This window comes from Chryseobacterium lathyri, from assembly GCF_003290185.1.
GTDB classification, from domain to species: Bacteria; Bacteroidota; Bacteroidia; order Flavobacteriales; family Weeksellaceae; genus Chryseobacterium; species Chryseobacterium lathyri.
In genome coordinates this window covers 1-18812 of the sequence record NZ_QNFY01000026.1, presented here as the reverse complement: position 1 = coordinate 18812, position 18812 = coordinate 1, and the positions used below count along the sequence as shown (strand labels likewise).

Sequence of the window (18812 nt, the reverse complement as noted above, 5' to 3'; positions counted from 1 at the left end):
CCATTCAATCTTTATACCTGCATACCCCCGTCTGATATCTGACATCTCTCATCCTGATTCATGGCTCTTGGTTCTTTACCTTCAATCCTGACCTTCCATTACTATATTTAAAAAATAATTAAAACTGGTGTAACCTTTTTATCACTTCATACGTATAATATTATAGTAACTCTTTTTTGAGGATAAAAATAGATGAGACAATTAAAAATCACTAAGCAGGTAACCAACAGGGAAACTGCTTCATTAGACAAGTATTTGCAGGAAATTGGTAAAGTGGAACTGATCACTGCGGACGAAGAAGTAGAACTGGCACAAAAAATACGTGCAGGCGACAGAGCAGCACTTGAGAAATTAATCAAAGCCAACCTTCGTTTCGTAGTTTCTGTATCTAAACAATACCAAAACCAAGGTCTTTCTTTACCCGATTTGATTAATGAAGGTAACCTGGGACTGATGAAAGCAGCAAAAAGGTACGATGAAACTAGAGGTTTCAAATTTATCTCTTATGCGGTTTGGTGGATTCGTCAGTCAATTTTACAGGCTCTGGCTGAACAGTCAAGAATTGTAAGGCTTCCGCTGAATAAAATCGGCTCCATCAACAAAATTAATAAGGCATACGCTCACCTTGAACAGGAAAATGAAAGACCACCTTCTCCAGAAGAATTGGCTGAAGTTCTTGACATGAGCGAGGAAGATATTAAAGAATCTATGAAAAACTCCGGAAGACACCTGTCCATGGATGCACCTTTAGTAGAAGGTGAAGATTCTAATCTTTATGATGTATTGCGTTCAGGAGAATCTCCAAGTCCAGACAAAGATCTGATGCTTGAGTCTCTTCAGATTGAAATCGAAAGAGCATTGAATACTTTGACGCCTCGAGAGGCTGACTTAGTAAGATTGTATTTCGGACTGAACGGGAAACACCCGATGACTTTAGAGGAAATCGGTGAAACTTTCGATCTTACAAGAGAGAGAGTTCGTCAGATTAAAGAAAAAGCAATTAAGAGACTAAAACATAATACCAGAAGTAAGATCCTTAAATCTTATTTAGGTAAATAATTTTTAGCGTAAAAAACAAGTAGCGGAGTCTGTTTTCAGGCTCCGTTTTTTATTTTTGTATTATGAATACAGATGTTTGCTTTTTGATCGGAGGAATTATTTTATTCTTTATCTTAATTAATGTCTTACTCTATTTTTATCATAAACTACGATTTAATACTTCTTTTAAGGAAATACGAAATGATATACTGGAAATAAAAGGAGATACAGGCCTGGGAAATTTTAAAATTACTTTGAATTTTAAACACAAAAACTTTGATTTACATTCAGTTGTATAAAGAATGTAACAATCTTTAAAGTATGTTCAACTAATAAGGGATAAATCAATCTAAAAACTATGAAAAAAATACTTTTCGCCTCTGCTTTAGTCCTATCACTGCTTTCTTGTAAAGAAAATAAGTCCAGAAATGCTCCGGCTGTAGAAAATGCCGTTGACAATGCAGAATCATCTGTTTCCGGTTCATTAAAGAGCTATCGTAAAGGAAATATGGTTGACCAGATTTATCATGAACTGATCAAAAACGATCAAAGCCTGAAAACCCTGGATAACAGGATTATAGAAATAAATGAAGAAAGCAGTAAAGTTCTGGCCGTTTATGGTGAGACCCTCCAAAAATCCGAGTCTTTTTATGCTGATGCCTATTATCAGGCCGGTACCATTAAAGATTCTCTCTTAAAACAGCAGCTGGAAAAAGAAATCAAAATAAGCTCCGACAATTACAACCAGAAAATAAGCAAAGTAAAAGAGTTGATCAACAAAGTGAATACAAACAATGATCACATCACCAATCTGTACACTGCTTTCAAAATCAGAAAAACACTTCCGGAAATTGAAAAATACCAAAATGCTCACCCGATGAAAACGGACAACCTGGAAAGCTTCATTAAGAAACAGGATCAATTACTGAGTGAGCTGAAAAATATAAAGTAATGGATTATAACCACCAAATTGCTAGATACGAAAGAAGTAACAGGTTCAATAGTTTCATAAAAAAGGCTGTCCGAAAAATGGGCAGCTTTTTTGTTGGCAATTTTCTCAAAAATATTATTTTTTTTCTTTATTCAATTTCTGATATTGTTTGAAATAGTTCGTGAATGATTCACTTTCCTTAGGATTTGACTTCTGCCAGGCCTTTAATGCCTCGTTCTGCTCTCTATAGTTAAGGAATGTTTGAGTATCTATGATCATATTTCCCTGTGTCTTTATTTCCTGCAGCACATCAGTTCTTATTTCCTGTTTCGTCCGGACACTCTCCTTATACCATTTCACTCCTGAAAGAGCACTGAAAATTCCAAGTCCCCATCCAGATAAAATAACAAATAGGGAAACATATAAAAGAGGCTTGTAATGGTTGAAATAATCTTTGTACGTTTCAAGCTGCCGAAGATCCTCCGGAGAAATTCCAACCTTTACATTTCCAACTTTTTCCTTAAGCTCTTTCAGATTTTGCTCTACGAAATATTCTGTTCGTTTTAGCTTTTCATCCATAATGGATACTCCGGAGCTCAGACTTTGAAATTCTTTGTACAAAGATTCCGTTTTGATCTTGAGTTGTTTCATTAGCTCCATAGAGTTGAGCCCTTCCGTACCAAAGTTTTGATTTTCTTCCATAATTGATTTTATATACTTAGGATAGAACTATGAAACCTCTGTAAAGCTTTTTTACAGCATCCGTTTCAGTAGCACTGGATTTTATGCAATTATTTTGATAAAATTTTAATCAAATTCTTATAAATAGTAAAATTAAATAATATAGCTGAAAATAAATATCACAAACAATTGAATACTATTAAAATAAAACTCATTGACAATTCAAAATTCAAATATAGCCGTTATCAATCACTAAAATATGGATTTTTTACGTTTAGTCTATAAATTAGATATAATAAATCACTTTAACATGAACATCAGTTAATATAGATCTATATATTAAATAGATTTAATAAAAAATCAATAATAAAGATATATTAAAATCTATTTGATACTTTTTATTTAAAATCGCTAATCCTGACAAAAACAAAATAAAATATCCTGGTCTTATATGAAAGTACCGAAAAAACTTAATGCCGTCAGAAGAAAATTCATGCACAGCATTACAAAAAATATAGGCAAATCAAGCTCTTCTACCGTAAATGCCCAAAACACAACGATAAAAAGAATATTAATCTCCCGTCCAAATCACAGACTAGGAAACCTTTTATTGCTTACACCCATTGTTCAGGAGGTTACCAATTCGTTTCCGAATGCCAGGATTGATCTGTTTGTAAAAGGAGGCATCTCTCCCACTGTTTTCAAAAACTATGGGAGTGTTGATCAGATTATCCAGCTTCCCAAAAAGCCCTTTAAGAATTTGTTTAAATATGTAAATGGCTGGTTTACTCTGCGTTGTAAAAAATACGATCTGGTGATTAATTCTACAAACGGCTCGTCATCAGGAAAGCTATCCACCAGGCTGGCCAATGCCAAATACAAATTCTATAGCGAATGGGATGAGGAACTTCATCTGAAACATCCTGATTATGAGCACTCAGCGAAAAATGTGATATATAATCTGAGGAAATTCCTGACGCAATTGGGATTTAAAGAAAACACTAGCAAAATACCCTATTTAAATATAAAATTAGATCAGGATGAAATAGAGGATGGTAAAAAAAAGCTATTTCAAATCTTCAATAACAACAACAAAACAATCTGCCTGTTTACCAATGCTACAGGCGATAAATGCTATTCTGAAAACTGGTGGGGCTCTTTTTATGATCATCTGCAATCTGAATTTCCTGACTATAACTTTGTAGAGCTTCTGCCCGTAGAAAATATTTCCAAATTAAATTTTAAAATACCTACTTTCTACAGTACCGACATCCGGGAAATGGGCGGATTTATTGCCAATACCTGCATTTTTATCGCTGCTGATAACGGAGTGATGCATTTAGCAAGCGCATCAGGAACGCCAACGCTAGGTTTATTTTCCGTCACCAATGAAAATATGTACAAGCCTTACAATGATAAAAGCTTTAGCGTAGATACCAACCAGCTCAATGAAAATGAAATATCAGATCTGATAAAAAAAGCACTTCAATGATGACTACAGACCAATATAGAGCCGCATGAACTTAATGAAATTTGAATATATTAATACTGCCCAAATGTTACTATGAACCTTATCGTTGCAACAGATTACGCCCATTACGCAGCTGATGTGCTCCGTATTATAAAGAATTTTCAAAATGAAGGGAACTTAATAGGGCCCGGAACCAGAAATATTGTAAAGTGGATCATTATCAACAATATGACACTTAATTTTAAATCATTTAAACAGCATAATATAATTAACAGGCATGTTTACAAATTTTACCGGAAATCCAAAGCAAAACGCTCTTTCGAGTATGCCCATTTGTTGATCTCTAAAAATTTCTATACTCCGAAGCCTATTGCATATGTGGAATTTCACGACTACATTGGGTTAACAAACAGTTACTATATAAGCGAGCAGCTGGAAGACGGGTTTACATTGGAGGATGTATTTCTCAACAAAAGTTCCTTTGAAGACTGGCAGGAAATTGTTAAAGGATATACTTTATTAATCTATCAGTTACATGAACAGGGAATTGAATTCATTGACAACTCTCCCGGTAATTTTTTAATAAAGAAAATCGACAATGAATACCGCTTTTTTCTAGTAGACTTAAACAGAATGAATTTTCACGACAGATTTGAAATTCCTGACAGGTTCAAAAATTTTTCGCGGTTAACCAATGATCCGGAAATCCTGCAAATCATATGTAAGGAGTACTCACTGTTATCGGGAATATCGCAGGAACAATGTCTGGAACAAATTATTAAAGCTACAAACAGGCAAAAGACTAAGCGTAAAATAAAAAAAGTGTTGAAGTTTTATAAATATTTTCTAAAATAGTACTGCTTATAGAATTCTGGATAAAAACAAAAGGTTGCCAAAAAATGGCAACCTTCTTATTAATAGGTGAAAGTAAGTCCTGCTCCCCAACCCATTTCATTATCATAATTTCCTGAAACGGATAGCCATTTCTGTAAAATATATCTCAAACCGGTTGAGAATTCTCCGTCTGAGTTCAGAGAAAAATTTCCTCTTATCCTTCTGGAAATCGGAATATCTTCCCGGCTTAATTCCAGCAATACTTTTCCGTTCTGGTCTACACTTGCATCTGCTGTAATCAGCATGGGTAAAAGATACTGTACCCCAACCATGAAAGCATATTTGTCTTTTGAAGCTTTCTGCTGTCCAAACCAGGTTTTCTTACCATGGAATTCCATGCCCATATCTTCGGCCATCTGTCTTTCCATGATCTCATGATTTTTTTGAATCCTGAAACCGGCATATGGAAGGGCCCACTGGAATTTCCCAAGGAATCTTCCGACTTTCATACTTCCTTCAAAATGATCAAAGTCCCAGTTGGAATGAAACTCGTTCAGGTTGGCCCATCTCGGTCCGAACATAGTCATCGTTTCTGCATGTATTTTATTGCTTGCTATATCCAGCATGGCCATGGAACTGATCATTTTATTATCTTTCAGAAAGTTTTTCCAGGCCAGTTTTCTGTCCGGTAACTGTGGATTGGGTTTTGAATTTTCATAGCTGAATATTCTGCCCATTCCGGCCATCATATGGTATAAAATATGGCAGTGGAAAAACCAGTCACCATCCTGATTCGCAGCAAACTCAATTGTATTGGTTTCCATTGGCATGATATCCACTACGTTTTTCAGCGGAGAATATTCTCCTTTTGAATTGATCAGCCTGAAATCATGACCGTGAAGGTGCATCGGGTGACGCATCATCGAATTGTTGTACATGGTAATTCTCAGGATCTCCCCTTTCTTTACAAGAATTTTATCTGTTTCCGTTACTGTTTTGTTATCCAGTGTCCACAGGTATTGATTCATGTTTCCTTCCAGGGTAAACTTTAGCTCTCTTACATTTTCATCAGGGAGAATAGTCTTTTCGGGAGATTTTAAAAGATTGTATGACAGCCTTTTGATCGATTTTTCTTCCTTCATATCCATTCCCGAATGTTGGGAATGATCTTCCTGCCTGCCTTGATCATCTTCTTTGGTTTTGACTCCCATCATTTCATTCATGTGCTTCATTGTCATTTTCCTTTGGCTTTCAGGAAGTTCGGGATACATCACTTCATTCATATCCATCATCTGGTTGCCCATCGTCATATTCATTGGTTTCATATTCCCGCTCATTTCCATCATTCCGTTCATCATTTTCATTCCTTCAAAAAGCATTAGCCTCGGCAGATTAGGCGCTTCTACTTTTTCACCGGAACCCAGCCACAGTGAAGCGTGTCCTACCCTGTCTTCCGATGTGGAACGGAATTCAAAACTTTTATTTTCCGGAATGGTTACCTCAATATCATAGGTTTCGGAAACCCCGACGATGAGACGGTCAACTTCTACCGGAACTACATCATTTCCATCATTTCCTATTACTTTTATTTTTCCGCCACCATAATTCAGCCAGAAATAGGTGGATGATCCGCCATTGGCAATTCTTAATCTCACTTTATCGCCGGCTTTCAGATTGGAATAATCAGAGCTTGGAAGTCCGTTGATCAGGAATTTATCATAATAAACGTCACTCACATCCATAGCCTCCATTCTTTTCCATTCATTCAGGGCTTTTGTTCCAAAATTGCCGGATTTAATGGCTTCCCAATAACTCTGTACTGCATTTTTCTTAATCGCATACCAGTCTGTATTCGCCATATGAAGTCTTCTTGCGATCTGCATCGGGTCTTCATCGCTCCAGTCTCCTAATAATACTGGTATTTCAGCATTATACAATGGTTTCGGATCTCCTTCTCTTTTATTAAATACCAGAATTCCGTTCATCCCAATCTGTTCCTGCAGTGCCTCATGGGAATGGTACCAATAGGTTCCGTTTTGGGATACTCTGAATTTATATAAATGAGTTTCTCCGGGTGTTACAGGTTTTGTGGTAAGGTATGGAACCCCATCCTGCTCATTGGGAAGGATCACACCATGCCAGTGAAGTCCTGTATTTTCTTTGAGCATATTGTGAAGATAGATCTCAGCAGTATCCCCCTCCGTAAAATATAAGGTGGGAGCCTGCAGCTTTCCATTGATCGCAATCGCTCTTCGGTTTTTTCCTGTAAAATTGACAACCGTATCTTTTACATACAGATCATATCTCACTGTTTTTCCACCAAAAGTTACTTTTCCGTTTTCCGAGTTTCTTTTGAATACAGATTGATCTGTTTTCGTCTCTTCCACAACAGCATGCTGATGGTTCTCTTTTTCTACCATTTCCATTCCGCATTTTGGACACTTTCCCGGTTTGTCTGAAGTGACTTCAGGGTGCATGGGACAAGTGTAGACAGCAGCAGGCTGAGATTTTGATTGAGACTTAGAAGCTTTAGGCTGAGGATTAAGTTTTGTTTCAGGTTTATCTTTTTTGACTTCCTGAACCTTTGGCTTTGCAATAACCTTTACCTTAGCCTTAGGCTGAATTTTAGTTTTATCCTTATGGGTCTTAATTTCTGTAGGCTTTTGTACTGCTTTCTTTTCGGGCTGTGGCGTAGCTTTCGGTTTTACCACAACGGTTTTCTTCACCAGCGTCATTTTGCACTTCGGGCAGTCTCCGGGTTTGGAAGATACTACCTCAGGATGCATGGGACAGGTATAATAGGTTTTCGTTGTTTGCGCGAAAGTAAAAACAGAGAACAAAAGCACCAGAAATATGATTAGCTTTTTCATAATATTCCGAACTTTAAAAAGATGCATAAATTAAAGTAAAATATAACTTAAGATATACAACCTATTGTTTTAAAATTAAATACAATAATTATTTTATTTCTGACTTTACACTTCCGCAAGAAAGCATAGATTTTCCGTAGTAAGGATTAATGATTTGTTTTTCATCACTTAACCAACTGGAATCGGCCATTGGGCAATATTGTACGTAAACCGGTTTTTCTGAAAGCTTAAATTCTTTCGTTAAAGCAATCATATTCTCAGAAAGATTGGAAAAGGTTTCTCTCTGAGCGGTAATATTTCGGGCATCAGAGATTACTGTGGCATCTTTTCTTAAAATATTAAGGTTACCTTCAGAAACCATTTTATAATCAACTGCTGAGGCTGTTTTGATAAATTCTGCCGCTGCTTTTGAGGTTTTATCCGCATCGTCGGAAGCCAAAGCTGATTTAATGGCAATATAACTCTGATACAGTTTTGTAACCTGAGCGTCCTTTTTAGACTGTGCAGAAAGTGAAATGATTGAGAATAAAGATAATGCTGCTGTAATGATATACTTTTTCATTGTTTTAAATTTTAGAATTAATTTTTAATAAAGAATAATTGAAACGCATGATGCGTTGAGCCGTGTTGTCTACGAAGGAATGATCATCTGATTCATACCAGACAACAGACGGATCTTAAATTCTAAAATTACAATGATTGATATAGATAGGAACAGGCCGGTATTCAGGTGGCCCGTTGATTCTTATCTGGGTAAATTTTGTAGCCGAAAAAGATTTGTCAACAAAGAAAAACTGGTGTTGTGGTAAATCCGGAACAATCTGACTTAAAAAATTAATCATCAGCAGATCGGATTTCTGAGAATCATCTACTTTTACGACCTTAATTTCAGTTTTACAGCATCCTTTTTTTTCTTTGACACCACATTTGCCACAAATATCTGAGGTTTTCTGGCTTACAGAAACAAATTCCTCCATACAGAAATGTACGCTGAAAGCTGCTCCGGAAGAGAATCCAAAGTAGAAAACAGAAAATAGTATGGCAAGAATCTTTTTCATTGATAAGACAAAGGTAAAAATATCCTAGAAACCACTGTTATAAAATTCAGTATACTTGTTATAAAATTCTGCTTAATAAAAAAGCTTCTGAATATTCAGAAGCCTTTTTTATTTTTTACTCTCACTGATTTTACAGATTGATCAGATTTTAATTGTTTAGCAAATTCTAATTTCTAAAATCTAACTTCTAACCTCTATTCTACAGTTTGAATTCAAGTTTTACATTAAAGAAACGTCCTGTAAGACGTACCGGGACTGGATACATTACACTTGAATTGTAATCTGTGATCCATTGATTGGCAACGGTATTATTAATGTTAAATGCATTAAAAACCTGAACCCCTAAGGTTAATTCTTCAAAATTACCCCAGAAACCGGAACGCTTTTTCTTGTCTTTGGAATCAATGAATACTTTTGAAAGTCCTAAATCCACTCTTTTATAAGCAGGTAATGTTTTCTGGTACTGGTAAGGATCGGTAAAAACAGGTGCGCCGTTCGGAAGTCCCATAGCATATACCAAGGTAAGATTGACACGCATCGACGGGAATTTCGGCATATAATCCTGATAGAACATCGCAAATCTGAATCTCTGATCGGTAGGTCTCGGAATATTTCCTCTTCCGTCAATATTTTCGTATACCCTAGCATAACTTGCAGATAGCCATGAATCTACACCCGGAACAAATTCCCCGAATAACCTGGTATCAATTCCATAGGCATATCCTGAAGCATTATTTTTTCCTGAATAGCGGATTCTTACATTATCCATATAATAAGGAATCAGATCATCCATTTTCTTATAATAGGCTTCTGTAGTCAGCTTAAATGGTCTGTCATACATGTAGAACTCATAGTCGTTGGCAAGAATTAACTGTATGGAACGCTGAGATTTTATATCGGAATTGAAATTTCCGTCAAGATCTTTGATCTCTTTGTAGAAAGGAGCCTGGTAATAGATCCCTCCGGAAAGTTTGAAAAGCATATCCGTATCCCAGTCAGGCTTTATCGCAAACTGAAATCTTGGTGAAAAGATCGTTTCTTTATTGAAGCTCCAGTTTGAAACTCTGGCTCCGGCATTAAGGAATACTTTGCTGGCTCCCCAGTAAAATTTCTGGGAATACTGCGCATAAGCAGACAGTCTTGAAGGTTCTATTTTATTTTTCCCTGCAATCTGGTAAAACAGCTCAAGATCTCCCGATTCTCCTGTCCTAGGATCATCAATAGGACGCGGAATACTGTATCCTGCATTGTCTACTAACTTCCATTCGTTGGTATTGTCATTCAGGTTTTCTTTTTCGTATTTAAATCCGACTTCAATATCAGTATTAATATTCGGAGAAAATTTTGCTCTGAACTGTGTTCCGTAAGTTCTTACAAACAGGTCATTCCTCGCATGTTCTATCTGCCCGCCACCATCAAAAGAAGGGTTGGGTGCTCCTGTCACAATATCAAAAGTCTGGATCTCATAGCTTGAAGCAATAGAATAATATTCTTTTTCTCTGTTCTGATACGCAAAACTGTCCAATGTAAATTTCCATTGGTCCGAAGGCTTATAGTTCAGGGAAAAAGTTCCCATCATATTTTTGTACATATCCTGCTCCCTTCCGCCATAGCCAATATTTACCGTAATTGGTTGCTGGAGGCTTCCAAAAGTGACGCTCTTGGCTTTTGGAACCATTTCATAATCGTTCTTGGAATAGTACCCAATGAACGACATGGAGAATTTATCGTTGAGATGATAGTTGATATAAGACTGGAAATCCCAATAGGTAGGGTTAAAATCCGTATCCTCGTTCAGGGTATTCAGAACAAGGTTAGTATTCCTGTATCTTCCTGAAAATAAAGCAGTCAGTTTTTTATTCTTAGAAGCCAAACCGGCTGTTAATCTTCCGCCAATCAAACTTGCTTCTCCTGAAAGTTCAAATTTTTCAGGTTCGCGGTAGTAAATATTCAGTGCTGAAGACATTTTATCGCCGTATTTCGGCTCGAATCCTCCGGCAGAGAAATTGACCGTCGAAACCATATCAGGATTGATGATGCTCATCCCTTCCTGCTGTGAATTTCTGATCAGAAAAGGTCTGTAGATCTCAATATCATTGATATAGATAAGGTTTTCATCATAGTTTCCGCCACGTACCATATATTGGGAAGACAATTCGGTATTAGAGTTTACGGAAGGAAGGGTTTTAAGAAGACCTTCAATTCCTCCCCCTATGGTAGCGATTCCTTTTGCATCTTTTGCGGAGATTTTTACATTGGTAATGTCATTTGTTTTCCCGATCACTTTTTTCTGGAAAACGACTTCCTCAATATCGGTTACTCTATCCGCAGTATCTTTTTTTCTGTTTTGAGAGAAAATAAGCACGGGAACCATAAGGCTTAGTGGTAAAACTAGTTTTTTCAAAAGAAATATTTTAAGAATTTCTAAAAATAGGGATTTTTTAACAATTACAAAATCGATTCTCTAATTCTTGTTAATTTCTGTAACAAATCTTCCAATAAATCTAATCTTAACATGTTGGCTCCGTCTGACAAAGCGGTTTCCGGTGTAGGATGGGTCTCAATAAAGATTCCGTCTGCTCCTACAGCAATCCCTGCTTTGGCTACCGTTTCTATAAGATCAGGTCTTCCACCCGTAACTCCGGAACTCTGGTTAGGCTGCTGCAATGAATGGGTAACGTCCAGTATAACCGGCGCATACTGTCTCATGGTAGGAATACCTCTGTAATCTACAATCAGGTCTGTATATCCGAAGGAATTTCCTCTTTCAATAATAGCCACTTTCTGGTTATTGGAGTCTGTAATTTTCTGAACAGCAAATTTCATAGATTCAGGAGAAAGGAACTGCCCTTTTTTCAGGGTCACACATTTTCCGGTTTCTGCCGCAGCCACTAAAAGGTCAGTCTGGCGTACTAAAAATGCAGGAATCTGAAGTACATCAACATACTGTGCAGCCAGCGCAGCATGCTCATTTTCATGAATATCTGTTGTAGTAGGAATATTAAAGGTCTCTCCTACTTTTCTAAGAATTTCCAGAGATTTTTCTTCACCAATAGTTGTGAAAGAATCTACACGGCTTCTATTTGCTTTTTTAAAGCTACCTTTAAAAATATACGGGATATTGTATTTGTCTGTTAAGCTTATTACTTTTTCTGCTATTCTCAATGCCATATCTTCGCCTTCAATGATGCATGGACCGGCAATAAGGAAAAAGTTTTTTGAATCTTTGTGATGAATATTATCTAAATACTGGATCATTTTTATGTAAATTAAAAAGTTCAGTAAAAATACTTATAAAGTTTCAGAATCGGAAATTATTTGAAGGCTTTAACCATTCCTAGAATTATGACGAAATTTTAATTATTCATCTACTTGAAATTGTCCTGCTTATGTTTTATTATTTTATAACTTTATACTATGAAACCGAGAGAAACTTTGGAAGAATTTTATATTCTGCACGGAAAAGAACATGATCAGGATGCTCACTGCAATGTATACCGCAGAGAGGATTTTGAATGCAGCAAGAACTTAAAACCTGTTTACCGCAGAGATTTTTATAAAGTATCCATGATGTGCGAAGGAACAGGTATATTAAGTTATGCCGATAAATTCATCAAAATTGATAAGCCTTCGATTGTATTTCTCAACCCGTTGATCCCTTATTCCTGGGAGCCTACCTCTTCAGTACAGACCGGCTATTTCTGTCTTTTTACAGAAGAATTTGTAAGCTCTGAACTTAAAAATGAGAGTCTGTCTCAATCGGTTTTATTTAAAGCAGGAGGAGATCATGTGTTTTTTCCTGATGAAGCCAGCATACAACTGTTGAAAAATGTATATGAAAGCATGCTGAATGAGGCTCAGTCGAATTATGATAATAAGTACAGTCTCCTCAGAAATTACATACAGATCATTATGCATGAGGCAATGAAGATACAGCCACCTCAAACGTATGCTCAACATTCGAATGCTTCCGAACGCATCAGTATGTTATTTTTAGAACTTCTGGACCATCAGTTCCCGGTTAGTTTGGATAATGTCATGCTACTAAAAAATGCAAATGAATTTGCTACCCAGCTGAACATACATACTAACCATCTGAATAAAGCTCTTAAAGAAACAACGGGCAAAACTACCTCAGAATGGATTGCCGGACGGGTCATGAAGGAAGCAAAATCTTTACTCCAGTTCAGCAATTGGAGTGTCAATGAAATTGCTTATTGCCTTGGGTTTGAGCATTCTTCCAATTTTATTATTTCTTTCAAGAAAAAGACGGGAGATTCTCCTAATCAGTTCAGAAAAAGAATCCTTTCCAAATCATAACCTTTGATTTGTTCTGCATAACTATTTTATTCCAGTACCGCCGAACTTTGTGTCATCTAAATAACAAATTATGACACATCCAACTTTTCAAGGAAAAACAGCACTCATTACGGGAGGTACTACAGGCATTGGGCTGGCTGCTGCGGAATTATTTTTAAAAAATGGTGCACAGGTCGTTATTGCCGGCCGTAGGGAAGAACAGGGAAATGCGGCTATAGAAAAACTGCGCTCAACAGATCACAAAATACATTTTGTACAGACAGATGTTTCAAAGAGCGATCAGGTCCAGCATCTGATTAATGAAACCGTCAGACATTTCGGAAAATTGGATGTAGCATTCAATAATGCCGGAATTGAGGGGCAGTTTTCAACGATTGACAATACCTCTGAAGAGGAATATAACAGGGTTATGAACATCAATACAAAAGGCGTATGGCTGGCCTGCAAATATGAAATTGAACAGTTTAAAAAGCAGGGAACCGGCGGAACAATTGTCAATACTTCTTCATGGCTGGCCAGAGGAGCATCTTCCGGTTCAGCCATTTATTCAGCAAGTAAAGCTGCAATAGATGGGCTAACAAAAGCCCTGACCATTGAAACGGCATCTGAAGGTATACGGATCAACAGTATCCAGCCGGGATATATCCGTACTCCAATGTTTGACAGATTTTTTCCGGGAGACAATGCTGACGAAGCAATAGAACCATTTAAAAAGCATGCTCCGATAGGACGTTTTGCAGCTCCTGAAGAAGTGGCAGAACTGGTTTTGTGGCTCAGCAGCCCTGCAGCTTCTTTTATAATGGGTGAAAGTATTCTGGTAGACGGAGGTTTAGCCATTGGAGGACAACGATAAAAATGAAAAATATCTTTTATTTCATTTTATGGGCAGCAAGTAATCACTTCAATGCCCAGCAGACGGATCACAGCAATTCTTTACTCAAAAATCCAGCAACAGATCACACAATGGAATCATTAAAACACAATCACCTGTACCAGTATGGGATTGCAGAAGCCTTTATAGGTGGACTTTATAGGGGAACACTTTCTCTGGAAGATTTAAAATCGAGAGGCGACTTTGGATTGGGAGCACCTGATATGCTGGACGGAGAGCTTACGATACTGGATGGAAAAGTATATCAAACGAAGGCTACAGGCCTGACTATTACACCCGGCGACCAGTTTAAAACATCTTTAGTTTTTGTTACTTTCTTCAAACCGGATCATATTTTCACCATTAAAAATAAAGTAGATTATCAATCGGCTTTACGGGAAATAAGTAATATTCTTTCACATAAAAATTCAATGTTTGCCGTAAAAATAACGGGGAAATTTACCCATGTGAAAACCAGAGCTTTCCCTCCTGTGGAAAAAGAACCGTTTCCTGCTTTAACTTCTATTGCTGATAAACAAAAAATATTTGACTTTTCGGATACCGAAGGTACTCTGGTTGGTTTTTATCTTCCTGAATATTTAAACGGGATCAACGTCAAAGGTTTTCATTTCCATTTTATCTCATCAGATGGAAAGCAGGGCGGCCATGTCCTGGATTTTGAAGGTGAGAATTTAAAAGCAGAAGTAGCCGTATTGAAAAGTTTCAACCTTGAAACCTCTGACAATAAGGATTTCCAAAATTTTCAGTTTCAACAGAAAAATAATGAATCTTTAGAACGTTTGGAGCAGAGAAGATAATCCGGCCCCATTCAAATACTTTTTAAATCTTAAAAGCAGGTTTCATTAGATAATATGGAGCCTGTTATTTTTATACTCCCATTTTTTTCAAAATCTTTTCGAAAGTATTGATGTTGCGGCTGGTGAATTGATCTTTAAGGCTTTTCTTTCCCAGAATTTTACCAAAAGAAGAATCTAAAGTATTTCCTTTCGGGACCTGCCAGTAAAATATTTCTCCAACAATCTCCGCTTTCTCGTTTTCAGTTTTGGAAGCTGCTTCGAATTCTGTCATCAAAACATTTTCTATTCCTGGATTTCCTACAAAAGCATAGATATGCAGATCATCCTTTTTCTCAAAAGGAATGCTGTTCCAGAAAACCTGTGTTTCTTCCTGCGATTTTATGAATAAGAAAGCTTCGTAAGAAAAACGATCAGACATTGCTTTTTCTAAAATTTTCTTTAAATCTTCTGTGTTTTTATCAGAAGTGAACACAATATTTCCCGAGGCTAATATTGAACTTACATCCAACATTCCGGCGTCTTTAAAAACCTGGCATACATCAGCCATTTTCATATTGGTTCCTTTTACGTTGACACCACGGAGAAAAGCACAGTATTTCATATTTTTAGGAATTAGATAATAGGTATTAGGTTGCGGGGTTTTAGAGTATAAGAGTTTGTACTTCTTCCCTCTTTCCCATCAATCTTTAAATCTTTAAATTGTTCAATCTTTTAATCATTCTTAATATATAAATTATAATCCGTTCCGGATGGCTTAAGATGATAAATCTTTTCCAGGATAGGATTATCGCTTTTCAGATTGTCTTTTATCCTGAATTCTTTCATCAGCTTATAATGTGTCTGGTAGTACACAGCATCATTTCCTTTAAATAAGTTCTTGTAGGAAAGAAGATATTTTGGTTTCCTGCTTTTTACGGTATTGATCCAGTAATGAGCTTTGTCTTTTTTTATTTCCGTCTGGATCTGCTTGTCTACCAATCCTACTTCATCAATCGTTTTTAATCCTGAAAAATAAGGTACATAGCCCGCAGGTTCCAAAAGTATCCACTGGCTTTTATCTTTCTCGAAAGTATCCAAAAACAGTCCTATCTCTCTGCGGTAATTCCACTCTCCGTGTCCTGTAGCAATGGCATGCATAGTTTGGAAAGCCAGCATTGGAACTATATAAAATACTACTAATAAGGATAGCCATACATTTCTCCTCTCTTTCTGCTCCAAAACAAAAATAAGAATGGGAACAAAAAGCAACAGCTGTGGCACCCAATAGTACCAGTCAAATAAGCTTTTTTGGGAGATAAAAATAATTTGCTTTACCCAACCGAAAATAAAAATCATCCATAAGAAATAATTCCTCTTTTCTCTCTGTCTTACAAGATAAATAAAGCACAGCAACTCAAAGATTAGTATAATGATGGTTACCGGATTGAAGTTTCCGGGAAGTTTTAGCATTCCCCAGAAATTGCCGAAGCTTACCAGAAAGTAATTGAGGTTTTGTGCAAAAGTAAAATCATGTTCATAAAGAAGTTTTTTGGCCACAATGGTATTATTAACCAGCTCTCCAAAATACAGCCAGTTAAAAGACAATACAGATAAAACACCTAGCATTCCTCCAAAGACATATTGCCATCTGATTTTTCTGTTCCAAAAAATATCGACAAGAAATACAATTCCAAGAAAAATAACCGTATCAATCCTTGTAAACATAATCAAAACCGGCAAAAGAATCAGTGCCCATCTTTTGTTTTTACTGAAACCGTAATACAGAAGCGCCATTTCCAGAAAGAAAAGTATCCCGTATTCCATTCCAAGAATAGAAATTTTAATGGAAGGCGGCAATATTCCGATTAAAAATATAAAAATAGCTTTATGCCACGCATTCTTAAGGGTCAGATGCGCAAGAAGCAATGTTCCTATGGTAAAAAGTATGGAATTGAAGGTCAACAGGGGTTCAATAAAATATTCTTTTCCTAAGATCAGATTGAATATATAAGACACAAAAACATACAGATGTGTGGTAGAAGCTGAAATTTTGGTCTCTCCGTTGAAACCTATTACACCATAATCTAACAGGTTTTGGGCTACCCTCCAGGTAATGAATGCATCTTCCTGAATATAGTGAGTCAATAAAAAAAGAAGTTTGAAAACAACCGTAAAAATCACGGCATAGATTGGGAGTCTATTATTTTGAGCCATCACGCATTTTTAATATCACAAATATAATCTTAAATTTATGAATCCAATGACAAAAAAAAACGGAACTAAAAGTCCCGTTTTTTTTAAAATATTTTATTAATATTTTTTATTGTGTTGCTTTAATAATTGCTGTAGTGATCTGCTCCTCTTTTTCTTTTGAATAGGTAGAATCAAAAGGTTCCATCACATCGAACAAATACTGGTAAAAAGGTGAAATCTTCTGGATATTTTCAGATTCTTTCCTTGCCTTTTCTTTACCCATCTGCTGAAGATCTTTGAGGAAAGTGTTGAACTTCTTATCAATCGGTTCTATAGATTTTACCAGGTAAGCATATGCCTTTTCATCCTGTCCCAATTTCTTATAAGCATCTGTAACAGCAGCTACCACAAGAGAATATTCCATTGGTTTGGATCTCATCTGTCTTCTTGCAAAATTTTGATCAGCCGGTGAAAGACTCAGATAGTAATCGTACTCTTCAAAAATACCTTTTTTTAGGATTTCTGCCAGCTGCAGACCTTTTTTCTCCTGTCCTGCAATGATATATCCGGTGACCATAGAGCTCAATGAGCGTGGATCATTAAATTTCTCAGCAGGAATCTCTTTTGAGGCAAGATCTAATAATTCTATAGCTTTAGCTTTCTGTCCTTTTAATGCCAATGCTGAAGCTGCTCTGCTTGCAGACATTCTGTAGCTCATAATGTTCGAAGTAGCAGTTTCATCAAAATGAGTATTCAGGTCTTTAAAATTCCCCCATCTGAAGTTCTTCACAACATTATATAAAGAATTAGTATCCACTCTTCCCATATCTCCATCTGCGTTCTCCTTGGTATGAATAGGAACTAATCTATAGCTGAATCCGTCAAACTGAAGGTATTCATTCAGATAGAAAATATTTTCACTGTCATAAATTCCTCCCGATGAGAAGCTAATAGGACGCTTCCAGTCGAAATTGGCCAGCATATCCAGCATGATCAGGTTATTTTTATATAGTGTGTTTCCTTTGTAGGTGATCATGATCTGGTTCACCACATCCGGAAGATCTGCCTGAGTAATGATTCCTGCTTTTAAAGCATTTTCTTTATTAACCGGAAGAATGAACTTGTTTACCGGAAGAATATTATATTTCTCAAACTTTTCTTCACCGAAGTACATTTTTAAAAGCTCATCTTTTTCGGGAGATTTGAATTTGATAAAGTCAACAGCCTCTTTCAATGTCAGTGAATCCTGTGTAAGGTATTTTCTGAAGGCTCCGAATTGTGTATCAGGGACCCCCTGTTCTTTCAGCATAGAGAAAACTCCTTCCCAGTCTTCTTTCTTCATCATGTAAATCTGGTCGTTTACACCGTCTCTGTAGTCCTCGTGAGTCAGTTCACTTGGAATTCCTGCTGCATTATATGTTTTTCTCTTTACCTGATCTAGGTTCCACGGAGTTGAAGCAAGGGTAAAGTTAACCACCTTCACATCATCTCTGAATCTTTCCGTTTCCTGGATAGCCCATACCGGGTACGTGTCATTATCTCCATAAACGAATAAAATATCGTTTTTAGGAAGTGATTTTAATACTGAATAGGCATAATCATAAGCGGTATATCTGTTGCTTCTGTCGTGTACATTGTAGTTCTGGAAACCCATCATAAAAGGGACACCCAATAAAACTACTCCCAAAGCAATGTTTGCTCCGTTTGATTTTATCTTAGACTGGATAAACCATAAGATAGCTCCGGCT

The 18812-nt window shown here is 36.6% G+C and carries 15 protein-coding genes and 1 pseudogene; 7 read left to right on the top strand and 9 right to left on the bottom strand.

What is annotated here, in order from left to right; genetic code table 11:
• The first annotated feature begins 192 nt into the window (after positions 1 to 192).
• Both DRF61_RS21900 and DRF61_RS21890 read left to right on the top strand, forming a co-directional pair.
• The gene (locus tag DRF61_RS21900; protein WP_099767369.1) at positions 193 to 1059 is read left to right on the top strand and encodes a sigma-70 family RNA polymerase sigma factor; all 867 of its coding nucleotides are present in this window, start codon (positions 193 to 195) and stop codon (positions 1057 to 1059) included.
• Between the two features lie 337 nt (positions 1060 to 1396).
• Entirely contained in the window at positions 1397 to 1990 is a 594-nt protein-coding gene (locus DRF61_RS21890; RefSeq protein ID WP_111960985.1) for a hypothetical protein, read from the top strand.
• 114 nt (positions 1991 to 2104) lie between these two features.
• On the opposite strand, the gene DRF61_RS21885 is transcribed toward DRF61_RS21890, so the two are convergent.
• Entirely contained in the window at positions 2105 to 2671 is a 567-nt protein-coding gene (locus tag DRF61_RS21885) for a hypothetical protein (RefSeq protein ID WP_111960984.1), read from the bottom strand.
• 430 nt (positions 2672 to 3101) lie between these two features.
• Between DRF61_RS21885 and DRF61_RS21880 the strand changes: the two genes are divergently transcribed.
• A complete protein-coding gene (locus tag DRF61_RS21880; protein WP_111960983.1) occupies positions 3102 to 4142 on the top strand; it encodes a glycosyltransferase family 9 protein in 1041 nt (346 codons plus the stop codon).
• A gap of 72 nt (positions 4143 to 4214) precedes the next feature.
• On the top strand, positions 4215 to 4976 hold the full coding sequence (locus tag DRF61_RS21875) for a lipopolysaccharide kinase InaA family protein (RefSeq protein ID WP_111960982.1): 762 nt from the start codon (positions 4215 to 4217) through the stop codon (positions 4974 to 4976).
• Between the two features lie 59 nt (positions 4977 to 5035).
• Here the strand turns inward: DRF61_RS21875 and DRF61_RS21870 are convergent, their stop codons facing one another.
• The 5 genes from DRF61_RS21870 to kdsA form a co-directional block, all read right to left on the bottom strand.
• The gene (locus DRF61_RS21870) at positions 5036 to 7825 is read right to left on the bottom strand and encodes a multicopper oxidase domain-containing protein (RefSeq protein WP_228452742.1); all 2790 of its coding nucleotides are present in this window, start codon (positions 7823 to 7825) and stop codon (positions 5036 to 5038) included.
• Positions 7826 to 7913: 88 nt separating this feature from the next.
• Positions 7914 to 8387, bottom strand: a complete 474-nt coding sequence (locus tag DRF61_RS21865) for a DUF3347 domain-containing protein (RefSeq protein ID WP_111960980.1) — start codon at positions 8385 to 8387, stop codon at positions 7914 to 7916.
• A gap of 115 nt (positions 8388 to 8502) precedes the next feature.
• A complete protein-coding gene (locus DRF61_RS21860) occupies positions 8503 to 8883 on the bottom strand; it encodes an HYC_CC_PP family protein (protein WP_223560503.1) in 381 nt (126 codons plus the stop codon).
• Between the two features lie 199 nt (positions 8884 to 9082).
• Positions 9083 to 11287 (bottom strand): TonB-dependent receptor plug domain-containing protein, encoded by a 2205-nt coding sequence (locus tag DRF61_RS21855; RefSeq protein ID WP_111960979.1) that lies wholly within the window; start codon positions 11285 to 11287, stop codon positions 9083 to 9085.
• A gap of 44 nt (positions 11288 to 11331) precedes the next feature.
• Entirely contained in the window at positions 11332 to 12141 is an 810-nt protein-coding gene (gene kdsA, locus DRF61_RS21850) for a 3-deoxy-8-phosphooctulonate synthase (protein WP_111960978.1), read from the bottom strand.
• Between the two features lie 159 nt (positions 12142 to 12300).
• Between kdsA and DRF61_RS21845 the strand changes: the two genes are divergently transcribed.
• The 3 genes from DRF61_RS21845 (at position 12301) to budA (ending at position 14892) form a co-directional block, all read left to right on the top strand.
• Positions 12301 to 13203, top strand: coding sequence for a helix-turn-helix domain-containing protein (locus tag DRF61_RS21845; protein WP_111960977.1), 903 nt, complete (start codon positions 12301 to 12303; stop codon positions 13201 to 13203).
• Between the two features lie 70 nt (positions 13204 to 13273).
• Complete coding sequence (locus DRF61_RS21840) at positions 13274 to 14056, top strand: SDR family NAD(P)-dependent oxidoreductase (RefSeq protein WP_111960976.1); 783 nt, start codon at positions 13274 to 13276, stop codon at positions 14054 to 14056.
• A 2-nt stretch (positions 14057 to 14058) separates the two neighbouring features.
• The gene (gene budA, locus DRF61_RS21835) at positions 14059 to 14892 is read left to right on the top strand and encodes an acetolactate decarboxylase (RefSeq protein WP_228452740.1); all 834 of its coding nucleotides are present in this window, start codon (positions 14059 to 14061) and stop codon (positions 14890 to 14892) included.
• A gap of 70 nt (positions 14893 to 14962) precedes the next feature.
• On the opposite strand, the gene DRF61_RS21830 is transcribed toward budA, so the two are convergent.
• The 3 genes and pseudogenes from DRF61_RS21830 to DRF61_RS21820 form a co-directional block, all read right to left on the bottom strand.
• Positions 14963 to 15493: a DUF1697 domain-containing protein gene (locus DRF61_RS21830; RefSeq protein WP_111960975.1), complete on the bottom strand. Its 531-nt coding sequence runs from the start codon at positions 15491 to 15493 to the stop codon at positions 14963 to 14965.
• A gap of 110 nt (positions 15494 to 15603) precedes the next feature.
• Positions 15604 to 17085, bottom strand: coding sequence for an LTA synthase family protein (locus DRF61_RS21825; RefSeq protein WP_111960974.1), 1482 nt, complete (start codon positions 17083 to 17085; stop codon positions 15604 to 15606).
• 106 nt (positions 17086 to 17191) lie between these two features.
• Positions 17192 to 18812 (bottom strand): annotated as a pseudogene (locus tag DRF61_RS21820) (DUF2723 domain-containing protein); the annotation flags it as partial.